We start from the raw sequence: 14,975 nt of genomic DNA, 5'->3' as shown, positions 1-14,975 counted from the left end.
CCGAGTGGGGCTCGCGGGCCGGATATCCTGAACCTCGTGTCCTCAGCGCGCGCGCCGCATCCCGCGCGACCAGAACCTGTGAGCCCACGAAAGTCCCGTCGGCGTCCGTCCCGGCGCAGGCCGAGCGAGGTACCGCCGGCGCGGTCAGCCCGTATCGCGCGCCGTCTCACCGCGGTGCCCAGAATCAGCTATCCCGACGACCTGCCGGTCGCTGCCCGCAGGGACGATATCACCGCGGCCATCCGAGACCACCAGGTCGTCATCGCCGCCAGGTCGGTGGCCGAGCGCATCGCGCAGGAGCTGGACACCGAGCTGGGGACTGCGGTGGGTTATCCAGGTGCACTCCACCGACCACTCCAGTGGCAACACCCTGGTCAAGGTGATGACCGATGGCATCCGGCTGCACTCCCAGGAGGACTTCAAGGCTCGATCGGAGTTCACCGACCCCGAGATCCTGCGCACCAACCTGGCGTCGGTCATGCTACAGATGAGCTCCCTGGGCCTGGGTGACATCGCAGGTGCTCGGATCACCGACTCGCGCAAGCGGCTCACGGCATACGGTCGCAAGATCGCGGCGCTGCCCCTCGACTTGTGCCTGGCCCGGATGGTCCTGGAGGCCAGAGTCAATGGCGCGCTTCTCGAGGTACTCATCATGACGCGGCGGTAGAAACGGTGAGCAGCAAGAGCAGAGCCAGGGCGGCGACCCCTGCGACAGGGGATACCTTCGGGCGGGCTGTGCCAACGGAAGCTACCGGTCTGTCCGGTTCTTCCACTGTTCTGCGGTTGGGCCGTGTTGGGGCTGGGTGGTCAGGTCGTTGCTGGGGTTGGTGGACCGCAGGCCGCGTTGAAGAGCCCTTCCCAGCTGTCCTGCCAGGGCCAAGTGAGGCAGGTGGAAGACCGGCCTCCTGGCGGACCTAGCGAGGCGGCCCGGGACCGCGATCACCCACCGCACGTCGTCCGGCGTACAGTCCGGTGACGTCACCGTGCACGGTGACGCCGGTCGGGAGCGAGGGCAGACCAAGCATCCGCTCCATCCCACTCCGCGGGCAAGAGTGGATGTTCAACCGGTCCGGCTGCACTACTGAGTTAGAGAGGTCCGTCAGTTCCAGGTGAACCCCGTCCGCGCCACTGAAGAAGAGCAACGCGATACCGAAACCGTCGAGGTCCGTGACCTGGCCGGGCTTGGTTCCCGCTCCGAGTCGCAACAGCGAGGGGGCGGGCAAGCGCCGGGCGCCGCCCAGCCCAGGACTCTTGATCTCATAGAGGTGAATCCGGCAAGTGGGTTATCCATTTCACAGGTTATCCATTTCACGGCCCGAGGAGGGCGGCCCCTCTACTGCTGGGGGTCGGTGGCCGCCAGCACCACAACGGGTGTGGCAGCGGCACCGCCCGCGGGCGCTTACGCCCGTAAATCAAAGACACGCGTAACTCGACATCTCACGTGCTGAGATCACTTTCGTTGGGCGAACTTTGCTGGGCTCACGCTGTAGTTCCGCTCGCCATGGAAGTCGTGCCTAGTCAGGTGGCGGGTTTCCAGATCTGCCATTTCGCGGTCGGTGATCTTGATGCCTTTGGGGTAGATGCTCTCGTCGAGCTCGGCGGTGACGCTCTTACTCCAGCCGCCCGGGCCACCGCCGCGACCCCGCCATGACCCAGCACGCGAGCCTCAGCCCTCGTCAGCAACCGTCGCTGACGCTCATCAAGATGCGGGAACAACGCGGCGAACTTGACTGCCAGCGACTCTTCGACCTCCACGGGAACCGACACAGCACAGCCATGGCACCCCAAACGGCATGCGTCTAGGTTATTTACTTACGAGCCCTTAGTCGCGGCGGGTTACCTGGATAGCGCCGGTGTCGGTGTGGTCGGCGGGCAAGGGTCGAGCGTTGGGGATTTTGCTGCCGAGCACCATGGCGACCACATCGCGGGCGATCGCCTGCGGGGTGAGGCCGACGCGCTCCAGGATCTGGGCGCGGGTGCCGTGGTCGAGGAACTGGTCCGGCAGGCCGAGTTCGGTCACCGCGGTGTCAACGCCGGCCTCCCGCAAGTCCTGCCGGATGCGCGTACCGATTCCGCCGACCCGGATGCCGTCTTCGATGGTGACCACGATGCGGTGCGCGGCGGCGAGGGTGATAATACTGCGCGGCACCGGCACGACCCAGCGCGGGTCGACGACCGTCGCTCCGATGCCCTGGGCGGCGAGCCGGTCGGCCACGTCGAGCCCCAGCGCGGCCATCGGACCGACCGTGACGATCAGCACATCCTGTTGGGTCGCCTCCTGCAGCACGTCGACACCATCGTCGAGGCGGCGGATGGCCTCGAACTCCAGGCCGACGGTGCCCTTGGGGTAGCGCAAGACCGTGGGTCCGTCTTCGACGGCGACGGCCTCGGCCAGTTCTTCGCGCAGGCGCACGGAGTCCCGCGGCGCGGCCAGCCGAATGTTGGGGACGACCTGCAGAATGGCGAGGTCCCACATGCCGTGGTGACTGGGACCATCGGGGCCGGTGACGCCGGCCCGATCGAGTACAAAGGTGACGCCGGCTTTGTGCAGGGCCACATCCATCAGAACCTGGTCGAAAGCGCGATTGATGAACGTGGCGTAGAGGGCGACAACCGGGTGCAGGCCGCCGAAGGCCAGCCCTGCGGCGCTCGTCACGGCGTGCTGTTCGGCGATGCCCACGTCGTGCACGCGGGCCGGAAAACGTTCGGCCATCTTGTGCAGCCCGGTCGGGCGCAGCATGGCGGCGGTAATGCCGACGATACGATCGTTCTCGATGGCCAGTCGCAACAATTCGTCGGCAAAAACCGACGTCCAGGATGCCGCGCCCGCCTCTTCGACGGATTCGCCGGTCTCCGGGTCGATCTGCCCGACCGCGTGGAACTGGTCGGCCGTGTCTTGCACGGCCGGGTCGTAGCCCTTGCCCTTCTGGGTGATGGCGTGCACGATGACCGGCGCGCCGTAGCCCTTGGCCTGGGCGAGGGCCTCCTCCATGGCGTGCACGTCGTGACCGTCAATGGGACCGATGTACTTGATGTCGAGGTTGGAATAGAGCGCTTCGTTGTTGGTGACCCGGCTGAGGAACCCGTGCAGACCGCCGCGCACCCCGCGGTACATGGCCCGGCCGGGCGCGCCGAGTTTGTCAAACACTTTCTGACTGGTCAGGTAGGCGTCGCGGTAGGCCGCGCGGGTACGGACGGTATTCAAAAAGCGCGCCATACCGCCAATCGTCGGCGCGTAGGATCGGCCGTTGTCGTTGACCACGATGATGAGTCGACGCGTGTTGTCGTCGCTGATGTTATTGAGGGCTTCCCAGGTCATGCCGCCGGTCAGCGCGCCGTCGCCGACGACGGCGACCACGTGCCGATCGGTCTGGCCGGTCATCTCGAAGGCTCGGGAGATACCGTCGGCCCAGGACAGCGAACTGGAGGCGTGCGAGCTTTCGACGATGTCGTGCTCGGACTCCGAACGTTGCGGATAGCCCGCGAGACCGTCGAACGAGCGCAGCTTGCTGAAGTCCTGACGGCCGGTGAGGAGCTTGTGTACGTAGGACTGGTGGCCGGTATCGAAGACGATGGCGTCGGTCGGTGAATGGAAAACCCGGTGGATGGCGATGGTCAGTTCGACGACACCGAGGTTTGGCCCGAGGTGTCCGCCGGTCTTCGAAATCTCGCGCACCAGAAACCGCCGAATATCGGCGGCCAGCTGTGGCAGCTGCTCTTTCGAAAGACCATCGAGGTCCCGCGGACCATGAATCGTCTCCAGAAGGATCATCCGTCATACCTTTCATGCTGCTCTACAAAACAGTGCTAAACAGATCAAGCCAAACCGGCGCGCAGACCCGAGTGAATCGAGTCTACGCGCCGGTGTCGTGCTGGTAGAGCGAGGCGCTGGCAGCGCCCCCGGTTCACTCAGACGAGCGAACGCAGCACGTATTGCAGGATGCCGCCGTTGCGGTAGTACTCGGCTTCACCCGGGGTGTCGATGCGCACGATGGCGTCGAACTCGACCGGTGCCTTGCCGGCGGCCGAGAATTCACTGGGAACGCAGGTCACGCGCACGGTCTTCGGCGTCGTGCCGTTGTTCAGTTCGGTGATGCCGGAGACCGAGACGATCTCGGTGCCATCGAGACCGAGCGAGTCGGCGGTTTCGCCGACCGGGAACTGCAGGGGCACAACGCCCATGCCGATGAGGTTCGAGCGGTGGATGCGCTCGAAGCTCTCAACGATGACGGCCTTGACACCGAGAAGACTCGTGCCCTTGGCTGCCCAGTCCCGGCTGGAACCCGAACCGTACTCCTTGCCACCGAAGATGACGAGCGGGGTACCGGCAGCCTGGTAGTTCTGGCTGGCATCATAGATGTCGGCTTGCGGGCCGCTCGCGACGGTGAAGTCGCGGGTGAAGCCACCCTCGACGTTGTCGAGGAGCTGGTTGCGCAGACGGATGTTCGCGAAGGTTCCGCGAATCATGACCTCGTGGTTGCCACGACGCGAGCCGTAGGAGTTGTAGTCCCCACGGGCGATGCCGTGCTCGGCCAGGTAACGGCCGGCGGGGCCATCCGCTTTGATCGAACCGGCGGGGCTGATGTGGTCGGTAGTGACCGAGTCGCCGAGCTTGGCGAGCACGCGGGCACCACTGATGTCCACGACCGGGCTGGTCTCCAGCGTCATGCCGTCGAAGTACGGGGGCTTCCGCACGTAGGTACTCTCGGCGTCCCAGGCGAAGGTGTCGCCAATGGGGGTGTGCAGGGACTTCCAGCGGTCGTCACCCTCGAAGACACCGGCGTACTGGGTCTCGAACATGTTGGAGTCGATCGACTCGTCAATGGTCTTCTGCACCTCGTCGGCGTCGGGCCAGATGTCCTTGAGGAACACGTCGTTACCCTCGGTGTCTTGACCGAGCGAATCGGTGTCGAAGTCGAAGTTCATCGTGCCGGCGAGGGCGTAGGCGATAACCAGCGGCGGGCTCGCGAGGTAGTTCATCTTCACGTCGGGGTTGATGCGTCCCTCGAAGTTGCGGTTACCGGAGAGCACGGCGGTGACGGCGAGGTCGTTGTCTTGCACGGCCGAGGAGATTTCGTCCTCGAGCGGACCGGAGTTACCGATGCAGGTGGTGCAGCCGTAGCCGACGAGGTAGAAGCCAAGGTCTTCGAGGTAGCCGTTGAGGCCGGCCTTCGCGTAGTACTCAGTGACGACCTTGGAACCGGGCGCGAGGGTGGTCTTGACCCACGGCTTGCTCTTGAGTCCCTTGAGGCTCGCATTGCGGGCCAGCAGGCCGGCCGCGAGCATAACGCTCGGGTTTGACGTGTTGGTGCACGACGTGATGGCCGCGATCGCTACGGCGCCGTTGTCGATCGTGAACTCGCGACCGTCGGCGAGCTTCACGTCGGTGGGCTGAGGGTGCGACTTCGTCGGGTGGCTGGTGTGACGCACCAGGCCAGCCTGGTAGGCGTGCTCGTGCGCGGTCACTTCGTCTTGCGAGGTGAGGCCGAGCGGGTCAGAGGCGGGGAACGTACCCTCTATTGCCGCGTCCACCAGGGAGACGGGGCCGTTGGCGTAGTTGTCCAGGTCGCGCTCGAACTGCGACTTGGACTCGGAAAGGATGATGCGGTCCTGCGGGCGCTTGGGTCCGGCGATCGAGGGAACGACCGTGGAGAGGTCGAGCTCGAGGTATTCGCTGAACACCGGCTCCACATCGGGGTTGTGCCAGAGGCCCTGCAGCTTCGAGTAGGCCTCGACCAGCGCGACCTGCTCTTCGCTGCGCCCGGTGAGGCGCAGGTAGCCGAGGGTCACGTCGTCGATCGGGAACATCGCGGCCGTCGAGCCGAACTCGGGGCTCATGTTACCGATGGTGGCACGGTTGGCGAGCGGCACTGAGGCGACACCCGATCCGTAGAATTCGACGAACTTGCCGACCACGCCGTGCTTGCGAAGCATCTGCGTGATGGTGAGCACGACATCCGTTGCGGTGACGCCGGCCGGGATGACGCCGGAGAGCTTGAAGCCGACAACCTTGGGGATGAGCATGGAAACCGACTGGCCGAGCATCGCCGCTTCGGCTTCGATTCCGCCGACGCCCCAGCCGAGCACGCCCAGGCCGTTGACCATGGTCGTGTGCGAGTCGGTGCCGACGCAGGTGTCTGGGTAAGCCTGGAGAACGCCGTTGACCTCACGGGTCATGGTGACGCGGGCGAGATACTCGATGTTGACCTGGTGCACGATGCCGGTTCCCGGGGGAACGACCTTGAAGTCGTCGAACGCGGTCTGGCCCCAGCGGAGGAACTGGTAGCGCTCACCGTTGCGCTCGTACTCGATCTCGACGTTGCGCTCGAACGAGTCGGTCGTGCCGAACAGGTCGGCGACAACGGAGTGGTCGATGACCATTTCGGTCGGGGCGAGCGGGTTGATCTTCTTGGCGTCGCCGCCGAGGTCGACGAGGGCTTCGCGCATGGTGGCGAGGTCGACGATGCAGGGAACGCCGGTGAAGTCCTGCATGACGACGCGAGCCGGCGTGTACTGGATCTCGGTGTCGGGTTCCGCGGTGGGAACCCAGGAGCCGAGGGCACGAATGTGCTCGGCGGTGATGTTGGCTCCATCTTCGGTGCGGAGGAGGTTCTCCAGCAGCACCTTCAGGCTGTATGGCAGTTTGTCGTAACCGTCGACCGCGTCGAGCCGAAAGACTTCATAGTCTGTCGAACCAACGCGCAGGGTGTCTTTGGCTCCGAAGCTATTTACCGCGGTACTTTTTGAATCCGACACAGTGCCCTCTCCGTTGTAGGAGCCGACGGGAAACCGGCGGCAATCCTCAATTCTTGTGGCAGGCACAACCGCGTGCCAGCAAGGCAAGCCTTACCGGCGGATGCCGGGAGCTGCCTTTTTCCATCGAGTCGCGCCGACGAGTGATCGCCGGTCAACTATCTTGACGTCAAGATAACTCTAGCAGTGCGCCCGAGCGCGCAGAGGTCGATTCTCAGAGCGCGTCGGCGGCATCCGCTTTGCGATAGACCGAGCGCACCATGAGCCAGGACACGACGAGCAACGGCGCGTAGAGCGGGATGCCCATGAGGAGCTTCATGGAGGCGAGCAGTTCGACGTTATTGGCGAGGTAGAGCGGCAGCTGCACGGCGAGGCGTCCGAGGAACAGGCCGGTCCAGCACAGGGTGAGAATGGTCAGCACGCGCCGCTTGCTGGCGTCGAGGCGCCAGGCGATGCCGTCGCCCATGAGGAACCCGACGGCGACGCCGATCAGCGGCCAGCGCACGAGCACGGAGATAAGCAGGGCGGCACCGTAGCCGGCGTTGGTCCACAGACCGACCAGGAAGAAATCGGAGGGCTTTCCGGAGAAGAGAGCCAGCGCGACGCTGATAGCGGTGCCGACCAGGCCTCCGAGGGCCGGCGTCGTCGTCTGCCTGGTGATCGCGCGCAGTGCGACGAAGATCACGCCGATGACCAGCGGAGCGACGAGTGAGGGAAGCAGGGTGCCGATCGGGTCACTCGTCACATCGGTCGACGGGTCGATAGTCAGTGTGTAGGTGACGAGAAAGACAAGGCCGGGCAGGACAGCTTCAATCAGACCGCGGATGCCGCCCATCGCCTTTAATAGGGCCTGTCCACTGATCGGCGCCCCCTCGGTCGCCGCTCCGAATCCGGCCCGGCGGGCCGCCCCGGCCATCGACTCGGCGAACAGGGTTGACGCGGTCTGCGCCTGCTCCGGCGTCGGAGCGGGTTCCGGCGCCGCGGCTGGCGTCGGCACCGGCTCGTGCGCTTCATCGCGCTGGCCCTGCTGTCCGTTCTGACCGGGGGTGTCGCTCATGGCTCGTTAGACCGCGGCGGTCTCGGTCGCGCCGGTGGGCGAGGCGGGCATGCGCAGCGGAATCAGATCACGCGGCGGCATCGGGGTTCCCCCGCGCACGACGACGATACTGCGGAACAGGTCTTCGATCTGCGCTGCGGCATTCGGATCGATGGCGCCCTCGCCCGCGATCACACCGCGCAGAAACCAGCGCGGCCCGTCGACGCCGATGAAACGGGCCAGGCGGGTGACGCCGCCGGCTTCCTGACCGGCCGCAACCGGAATCTCGGCGACCAGTTCCGGGCCGAACGGGCCCTCGCGCGGTGTCGTGGTACCGCCCTGCTTGCCGATCTGGTCGGCGATCTGGTCGCGAATCTCATGCCACAGGCCGCTCGACCGCGGAGCGGCGAACGGCTGCACCTGCAGGGTCGACCCGGCGAAGTCGAGGCCGATGGCGACGACGCGCTTGCTGCCCTCTTCAATTTCGAGGCGCAGGTGCAGGCCTTCCCGCGGCAGAATCTTGATGCCGCCGAGATCGACGTATGGCCGCACCGGGTTGGCTTCGGACTCGTCGAACGGGCCATCGCTCTCGCGGTTCTCTGGTGCCGATTTGGCATGGGGCTCGACGAAGTACCCGGGGGTCGTGGTGTCAGTCACTGATTTTCTCCTTCGCGCTGGGCGGTATCGCCCGACAATGGTGCACTTTCTAGTGGAGCAGCCTCTACGCCCGTTGAACCGAAGCCGCCCTCGCCGCGGTGGCTGCCGGGCAGCCGGTCCACGGCAATGAAGGTGGCCCGGGCAACGGGCATCACAATGAGTTGGGCGATGCGGTCGCCGATATTGATCGTGAACGACTCGTTCTGGTCGGTATTGAGCAGAGCCACCTTGATTTCGCCGCGGTAGCCGGCATCCACTGTCCCCGGGGAATTCACGATGGTGATGCCGCGCTTGGACGCCAGGCCGCTGCGCGGAACCACAAAGGCGGCAAACCCGTCGGGCAACGCGATCGACACGCCGGTGCCGACAAGTGCACGGCAACCGGGAGCGAGCATGAGGGCCTCGGCCGAATGCAGGTCAGCCCCGGCATCACCGGGATGTGCGTAGTTCGGGAGGATGGATGCTTGGATCAGTACTTCGACGCTTTCTGCCACGTGTCGAGGGTAGTGCAGATATCTGATCGAATAGAGCCATGCCTGATTACCGCGAAAAACTCTGGCCTACTCCGTGGGCCTTCATCGTCACCGCACTGGTGATACCGGCGAGCATCCTGGTGCTCGTTCCGATTTCCCTGCCGGCCGGCATCATCACGGCCGCCGTTCTCTACGGAGGCTGCGTACTGCTGCTCGTGCTGGCCTCACCGGTGGTGCGGGTGCAGAACGGCGAGCTGAAAGCCGGCCCGGCCACGATTTCTACCCACCTTGTGGGGGAAGCCGTCTCCTTTACCAAGGCCGAAGCCACCCAGGAGCGCGGACCCCGGCTGGATGCCCGGGCCTGGCTGCTCATTCGCGGCTGGATCGACCCGGTCGTGCGCGTTCCGATCGTCGACCCAACCGATCCGGCGCCGTACTGGATCATCTCCAGCCGGCACCCGACGGAGTTGGCCGCCGCGATCAATGGATCACGAACGACCAACGTCGGTTAGCAGGTCTAGGAGTCGCACTCCAGGCAGACCATTCCGAGCTTGGTCTCGTGGCCCATCTGCGAACGGTGCTTCACGAGGAAGCAATTCACGCAGGTAAATTCGTCGGCCTGCGCGGGCAGAACGACGACATCGAGGTCCAGGTCGGACAGGTCGGCGCCGGGTAGATCGAACCCACCCGGGTTGTCGGAGTCGTCAACATCAACGCTGCCGGACATTTTATCTGGCACACGTTCCTTGAGGGCCTCGATCGACTCGGAGTCGTCTTCAGTCTTTCGGGGTGCGTCGTAATCGGTTGCCATGCCCATCCATTTCAGTTACGCCGATAATCGAAATCGGCGGGCACAGTTTCCAACAATCCGGACGGAATAGCAAACCGTCCGCCAACCTTTTTATTCGGACACGGAAAACAACTTGCGGCACGCCCAGCGTATTCCCGCGAAATTGCCCCAACTCGTGGCAGTCTTGCAGCCAACGGTAATCGCGAGAGGGCTTGTCTTCATGCAGGAATTGAAGGTTATTGGGGTTGAGAACGGTGCGCTGCTCGCAGCGTCCGAAGATGGTGACCGATATCGCATCGCCATCGACGAGGTTCTTCAGTCCCGGCTTCGCCAAACCCAGACGGAGCAAAGTCTCGCGCCCAAACTCTCCCCCCGGGAGGTTCAGGCGCACATTCGCTCCGGCATGTCCGCCGAGGATGTCGCGGCCGTCACCGGCGCGTCCCTCGACTACGTGCGCCGCTTCGAGGGCCCGGTCGTAGCCGAACGGGAGTACATCGTCTCGTCGGCGCTCAGCGTGCCGGTACACACCGCGATCGATCCGGATCCGGTCGACGAGAACGTGAACTTCGGCAGCGTCATTCGGGAGCGTCTCGCCTCGCTCGGCGCCACCGGCGAACGCTGGGCCAGCTGGAAAGAGCCCGGCGGCGGCTGGATCGTCAAGCTGTCCTTCACCGCAGACGAGATCGACCACGACGCCCGCTGGGGCTTCGAACCCAAGAAGAACTCACTATCGCCGGTCGGCAGCGAGGCCATCGCGCTCTCGCAGCAGGGCGAGCTCAAGGGCTCGCTCATTCCCCGACTGCGCGCGGTCGGCTCGGAGACGAGCGCCGCCGATGTCTCCCGCTTCGACAGCAACGCCTTCAACTTCAAGGAATCTCTGCCCGACGAGATTTTGAACGACACCAGCCCGAACCTTGAGGTTGTGCCGTTTTCCCGTTCGCTCAGCCGGGACGATGCTGTGTCCAAAGCCGCGATCAAACGCGCTGCCGAGCCAGCATCGAACATGAGCGAAACCGCCGATCTTCTGGAATCGTTGCGTCGACGCCGCGGCGAACGCGAGGCGGCTGGCAGCCGGGATGCTGCAGCGGCCCAGCCGACGGCATCCTCTTCGGTGCAGCCTGCAATGATGCGGCCCCGTCGGTCCACGGCCATGGACAGCCCGGTTACCGACGAGTCCAGTGCGGCGCCGGCGACCACGCCGGAACCGACCGGCAACGCCTGGGCCAACCAGGCTGCCCGGGCCCAGGAGCGCACCAACCACGGCCGCACCACACCCAAGCGCGGTCGGGCATCGATGCCGAGCTGGGACGAAATCGTGTTCGGAGCTCGCACCGACGACGACCTGGGCTAGGCGCCGGCTGATCATTACGGGCACTGCCGCCTCCCGCGCCGACGTTCTGCGCCTGCACGCCCAGGGCCTGGCCGGGCCAACGCTGATGGGGCCGTTGTGGTCGTTGAGCGGATGCTCGCGGTACAGGCCCAGGACTACCCGGCGGCCCAGTGGGCCATCGGGGTGCGCTCCCCCGGCACAACGCTGGACGAGGTGCAGGCCAGCGTCAATGCGGGTGACATCGTGCGTTCGTGGCCGATGCGCGGCACGCTGCACCTGGTTCGGGCCGGCGCGCAGCGGGCAGACGGGTTTGTCGGCATCCGCTTGAGGAGTTGTCGGGTTAGCCTTGAGCAGTGAAACTAACATCGGCCCTGCGCATCCCCACCCGACTCCCGGTGCTGCAGGTCGTGAAGATGGCCGTCGCCGTCGCCCTGGCCTGGATCGTCTCGCAGCTGCTGCTGCCCAACGACCTACCGATCTTTGCCGCGATTGCGGCCCTGCTCGTGGTGCAGCCGAGTGTCAATCAGACCCTCGGCCGCGCGATCGAACGTACCGCTGGCGTCATCGGCGGAGTCATTATCGCCTCCACGATCGGCTTCTTCCTCGGCCAGTCCAGCTGGGTTGTACTCGGCACGATTGTGGTCAGCATCCTCGTCGCCTGGGCGCTGCGGCTGTCGCCGGTGTCGGCGAGCCAGATTCCGATCAGCGCCATGCTCGTGCTCGCGCTCGGCGCGACGACGCCGGGGTATGCCCTCGATCGCATCTTTGAAACGTTCATCGGTGCGGGGATCGCGCTGATCATCAACGCCCTGATCGTTCCGCCGGTGCTGATTGCGCCGGCACGCGATGCTGTGGCCCTGCTCGCTCGCGAGGTGGCTGATACCTTCGAGCGCATTGCCCAGGCGCTACGTACCCCGCAGACGCCGGTCGACCTGATGGAGCTGATGATCAAGGCCCGGCTGCTGCGCCCCATGCTGGTCAAGGCGGAGAAGGCCATCGCGCAGGCGGAGGAGAGCCTCATGCTCAACCCGCGCAAGGCCAAACTACGCCTGGCGCTCGACACCGACCATGAGATGATCGCGCGACTGCCAACCCTCGTGACCCGCGCTATCGGCATGACCCGGGCCCTGCACGATCACTACGATACCTCCCTGCAGTTGGAGCCGAGCGTTCAGGCCTTTTCCGAGGAGCTGGCCCGGGCTGCGCACGACCTGCGGCTGCTCGCTCGCGCTGAGGGCGACCTCACGGTGGCGCCCGAGCCGCCGGCCCCCGAGGTGCTGGCCCTGACCGCGCCGCTGCGCATCGTGACGCCGCACCCCGACCACTGGATCCTTATCGGCTCGCTCATGGAGGACCTGCGCCGGGTGCGCGAGGAGATCGTCGGCGACCGGGCCTGAGCCGCCCGAAGCATCCGTTCGATAGCCGCGCCCCATTTCGGTAGCCGCTACGCCGATTACCGTAGCGGCTACCCAAACCGGGCGCGGTCATGCCTGACCGGCACAGAAAAACGGATGCCGCGCGCGGGTCTCGCGCGGAGCATCCGTTTTCGGGTCACGCGGTTTAGAGCACCTTGGACAGGAAGTCCTGGGTGCGCTCCTGCTGTGGGTTGCCGAACAGCTCGGCCGGAGTCCCCTCTTCGACGATGAGGCCATCGGCCATGAAGATGACCCGGTCCGCGACCTCGCGGGCGAAACCCATCTCGTGGGTGACGACGACCATGGTCATGCCCTCGGCGGCGAGGTCGCGGATGACCTGCAGCACCTCCCCCACCATTTCGGGATCGAGGGCGCTCGTGGCCTCGTCGAACAACATAATGTCGGGGTTCACCGCGAGGGACCGGGCGATCGCGACGCGCTGCTTCTGGCCGCCGGAGAGCTGCGCGGGGCGGGCATCCGCTTTGTCGGACAGGCCCACCCGCTCGAGCAGTTTCAGGGCGGTGGCTCGGGCATCCGCTTTGGATTCCTTCTTCAACTCGGTCGGCGCGAGCATGATGTTCTGCAGCACCGTCATGTGCGGAAACAGGTTGAAGTGCTGGAAGACCATACCGATGTGCGCTCGAACCTCGTTCAGGTCGACGGTTTTGTCGCTGAGGTTGAAGCCGTCGACGATGACCGTGCCGGCGCTGAGCTCGTCGAGCTTGTTCAGGCAACGCAGAAAGGTGGACTTGCCCGAACCCGAAGGGCCGATGACGCACACGACCTCGCCCTCGGTGATCTCGACGTCGAGGCCCTTGAGCACCTCGTTGGAGCCGAACGACTTGCGCAGGCCACGTACCGAAATTTTGCTGGCACTTGCGGTGTTGTTTGCGCTGGTGCTCATTTGTTGAACCTCTTGTCGAGCTTGTTGGAGAGCATGGTGAGCAGGTTGATGACGATGAAGTACAGCGCGGCGACGATCAGCAGGGTCTCACCGGTGCGAAAGTTGGCGGCGTAGATCTGCTGGCCCTGATAGGTGAGCTCGGCGAAGCCGATCACGGCGAGCAACGAGGTGTCTTTCAGGGTCATCACGAACTGGTTGATGAACGACGGCGTCATGATCTTCACGGCCTGCGGCAGTACGACGCGGCGCATGGTCGTGACGTAGCCGAGGCCGAGGCTGCGACCGGCTTCGGTCTGACCTGGGTCGACCGATTGGATGCCGCCGCGCACGATCTCGGTCATGTAGGCGCCGGCGTTCAGGCTCAGGGTGAGCACACCAGCGGTGAGCACGTCGATCGACTGCCCGGTGAGCTGAGGCAGGCCGAAGTAGAAGAAGAAGGCCTGCACGAGCAGCGGGGTGCCGCGGAAGATGCTGACGTAGACGCTCGCAATGTCGCGCAGAATGCGACTCTCGGAGACCTTAAAGAAGCCGAATACCACGCCGAGCACGAGAGCGATCAGAATGGACAGGCCGGTTGCGAGCAGGGTCAGCCCGAGGCCCTTCATCAGCGCCGGTATGCTGTCGCTGAGCAGACCGAAGAAACCGGATGCCGCGGCGGGTGCCGGCTGCTCCAGGTAGGTGTCAAGAATGGCCTGGTAGTCGCCGTTGTCCTGCAACTCGGCGAGGCCGGTGTTGAACGCGGCGAGCAGCTCGGGGTTCTGCCCCTTATTGACGGCGAAACCGTAGGAGCTGCCCTGTTCCTTCTCGGTGACGGACTTGAGCCCGTTGTTCTGGTTGATGCCGTAGGCCAGCACGGGATAGTCGTCGAACACTGCGACGGAGTTGCCGGCCTTGACGTCGTCATACATGGTGGCCGAGTCGGCGAGTGCCTTGACCGTGAAGTCGTATTCGTCCTTGATCGAGTTGGCGAAGGTCTCGCCCTCGCTGCCGCGCTTGGCGACGACCGTTTCGCCGGCCAGGTCGGCGTATCCGGTGATCTCGGTGTTGTCCTCGGCGACGGCCATCTGCACGCCGGAGTCGAAGTACGGGTCGGAGAAGTCGAAGATGAGCTTGCGCTCGTCGGTGATCGACATGCCGGCGATGACGCCGTCGACCTGATTGGACTGCAGCGCCTGCAGCGCAGCGTCGAAGCCGAGCGACTTAATCTCGACCGTGAACCCCTGGTTTTCGGCGATGTCGCGAATCAGGTCCATGTCGATGCCGGTGAGTTCACCGTTCTCGCGGTACTCGAACGGCGCGAAGGTGGTGTCGGTGCCGATGACGTAGTTTTCGCCGGCGGTAGCGGCCTGTGGTTGACTCGCGGCTGCGGCGCTGACGCCGAGGAATCCGCCGGCGAGGGCCAGCAGCGCCGTGACGGCGACCGTGAGCTTGCCCGCCCGGAACATAGTTATTTTGCGCAAAGGAGAACCATTTCTTGTTGTGCGATCTACATTGGCCTGGCGGCCCCAGGGTCAGAGGCGCTGATCGACGCTGATCCATCGGGGAGCGGCTGCCGCTCACCCTGTCGATAAAGCCTACCTTGGGGGCCGCCGCACGGTTCTCGACCGTGCCGGAGCC

The 14,975-nt window shown here is 65.0% G+C and carries 14 protein-coding genes and 2 pseudogenes; 5 read left to right on the top strand and 11 right to left on the bottom strand.

The features are described 5' to 3' along the window. Positions 1-78 precede the first annotated feature (78 nt). Positions 79-655 (top strand): annotated as a pseudogene (locus CXY80_RS20330) (hypothetical protein); the annotation flags it as partial. Between the two features lie 259 nt (positions 656-914). Here CXY80_RS20330 and CXY80_RS16770 read toward each other — a convergent pair. The 8 genes and pseudogenes from CXY80_RS16770 to dut form a co-directional block, all read right to left on the bottom strand. Further along, positions 915-1,223, bottom strand: coding sequence for a hypothetical protein (locus CXY80_RS16770; RefSeq protein ID WP_104133144.1), 309 nt, complete (start codon positions 1,221-1,223; stop codon positions 915-917). Between the two features lie 227 nt (positions 1,224-1,450). Continuing rightward, the gene (locus CXY80_RS19215) at positions 1,451-1,561 is read right to left on the bottom strand and encodes a hypothetical protein (protein WP_369828719.1); all 111 of its coding nucleotides are present in this window, start codon (positions 1,559-1,561) and stop codon (positions 1,451-1,453) included. A 50-nt stretch (positions 1,562-1,611) separates the two neighbouring features. Continuing rightward, a pseudogene (locus CXY80_RS16765) lies at positions 1,612-1,755 on the bottom strand (ISAzo13 family transposase); the annotation flags it as partial. A gap of 67 nt (positions 1,756-1,822) precedes the next feature. Then, the gene (gene dxs, locus CXY80_RS16760; protein WP_092449144.1) at positions 1,823-3,772 is read right to left on the bottom strand and encodes a 1-deoxy-D-xylulose-5-phosphate synthase; all 1,950 of its coding nucleotides are present in this window, start codon (positions 3,770-3,772) and stop codon (positions 1,823-1,825) included. Between the two features lie 137 nt (positions 3,773-3,909). Continuing rightward, positions 3,910-6,756, bottom strand: a complete 2,847-nt coding sequence (locus tag CXY80_RS16755; RefSeq protein ID WP_092449145.1) for an aconitate hydratase — start codon at positions 6,754-6,756, stop codon at positions 3,910-3,912. Positions 6,757-6,967: 211 nt separating this feature from the next. Further along, positions 6,968-7,810: a DUF3159 domain-containing protein gene (locus CXY80_RS16750; protein ID WP_104133143.1), complete on the bottom strand. Its 843-nt coding sequence runs from the start codon at positions 7,808-7,810 to the stop codon at positions 6,968-6,970. Positions 7,811-7,816: 6 nt separating this feature from the next. Next, entirely contained in the window at positions 7,817-8,446 is a 630-nt protein-coding gene (locus CXY80_RS16745; RefSeq protein ID WP_092449147.1) for a DUF3710 domain-containing protein, read from the bottom strand. Beyond that, positions 8,443-8,940, bottom strand: a complete 498-nt coding sequence (dut, locus tag CXY80_RS16740; RefSeq protein WP_104133142.1) for a dUTP diphosphatase — start codon at positions 8,938-8,940, stop codon at positions 8,443-8,445. Before dut ends, CXY80_RS16745 begins: the two co-directional genes overlap by 4 nt. A 38-nt stretch (positions 8,941-8,978) precedes the next feature. Here dut and CXY80_RS16735 point away from each other — a divergent pair, with 38 nt between their 5' ends. Next, positions 8,979-9,431 carry a DUF3093 domain-containing protein gene (locus CXY80_RS16735; RefSeq protein ID WP_092449149.1) on the top strand — a complete coding sequence of 151 codons (453 nt, stop codon included), beginning with the start codon at positions 8,979-8,981 and terminating at the stop codon, positions 9,429-9,431. Between the two features lie 5 nt (positions 9,432-9,436). On the opposite strand, the gene CXY80_RS16730 is transcribed toward CXY80_RS16735, so the two are convergent. Next, positions 9,437-9,730 carry a DUF4193 domain-containing protein gene (locus CXY80_RS16730; RefSeq protein WP_092449195.1) on the bottom strand — a complete coding sequence of 98 codons (294 nt, stop codon included), beginning with the start codon at positions 9,728-9,730 and terminating at the stop codon, positions 9,437-9,439. Between the two features lie 199 nt (positions 9,731-9,929). Between CXY80_RS16730 and sepH the strand changes: the two genes are divergently transcribed. The 3 genes from sepH to CXY80_RS16715 all read left to right on the top strand — a co-directional run bounded on the left by sepH (position 9,930) and on the right by CXY80_RS16715 (position 12,436). After that, a complete protein-coding gene (sepH, locus tag CXY80_RS16725) occupies positions 9,930-11,060 on the top strand; it encodes a septation protein SepH (protein ID WP_092449150.1) in 1,131 nt (376 codons plus the stop codon). A 96-nt stretch (positions 11,061-11,156) separates the two neighbouring features. Next, entirely contained in the window at positions 11,157-11,396 is a 240-nt protein-coding gene (locus CXY80_RS16720; protein WP_369828714.1) for a DNA glycosylase AlkZ-like family protein, read from the top strand. Beyond that, on the top strand, positions 11,393-12,436 hold the full coding sequence (locus CXY80_RS16715; RefSeq protein WP_092449152.1) for an aromatic acid exporter family protein: 1,044 nt from the start codon (positions 11,393-11,395) through the stop codon (positions 12,434-12,436). Before CXY80_RS16720 ends, CXY80_RS16715 begins: the two co-directional genes overlap by 4 nt. Before the next feature lie 163 nt (positions 12,437-12,599). On the opposite strand, the gene CXY80_RS16710 is transcribed toward CXY80_RS16715, so the two are convergent. Beyond that, positions 12,600-13,358 (bottom strand): amino acid ABC transporter ATP-binding protein, encoded by a 759-nt coding sequence (locus tag CXY80_RS16710; RefSeq protein ID WP_092449153.1) that lies wholly within the window; start codon positions 13,356-13,358, stop codon positions 12,600-12,602. After that, the gene (locus tag CXY80_RS16705) at positions 13,355-14,803 is read right to left on the bottom strand and encodes an amino acid ABC transporter substrate-binding protein/permease (RefSeq protein WP_104133141.1); all 1,449 of its coding nucleotides are present in this window, start codon (positions 14,801-14,803) and stop codon (positions 13,355-13,357) included. Before CXY80_RS16705 ends, CXY80_RS16710 begins: the two co-directional genes overlap by 4 nt. Positions 14,804-14,975: the final 172 nt, after the last annotated feature.

The sequence above is a fragment of the Cryobacterium sp. M91 genome (assembly GCF_002929615.1).
Lineage (GTDB): Bacteria > Actinomycetota > Actinomycetes > Actinomycetales > Microbacteriaceae > Cryobacterium > Cryobacterium levicorallinum.
Note: the sequence above shows the minus strand (reverse complement) of the source record. Positions and strands in the feature narration are given on the sequence as shown.

Coding starts and splice junctions, on each gene's coding strand:
- dxs (WP_092449144.1), bottom strand. CDS start 3,772: ATGATCCTTCTGGAGACGATTCATGGTCCGCGGGACCTCGATGGTCTT.
- CXY80_RS16750 (WP_104133143.1), bottom strand. CDS start 7,810: ATGAGCGACACCCCCGGTCAGAACGGACAGCAGGGCCAGCGCGATGAA.
- CXY80_RS16735 (WP_092449149.1), top strand. CDS start 8,979: ATGCCTGATTACCGCGAAAAACTCTGGCCTACTCCGTGGGCCTTCATC.
- CXY80_RS16730 (WP_092449195.1), bottom strand. CDS start 9,730: ATGGCAACCGATTACGACGCACCCCGAAAGACTGAAGACGACTCCGAG.
- sepH (WP_092449150.1), top strand. CDS start 9,930: ATGCAGGAATTGAAGGTTATTGGGGTTGAGAACGGTGCGCTGCTCGCA.
- CXY80_RS16710 (WP_092449153.1), bottom strand. CDS start 13,358: ATGAGCACCAGCGCAAACAACACCGCAAGTGCCAGCAAAATTTCGGTA.
- CXY80_RS16705 (WP_104133141.1), bottom strand. CDS start 14,803: ATGTTCCGGGCGGGCAAGCTCACGGTCGCCGTCACGGCGCTGCTGGCC.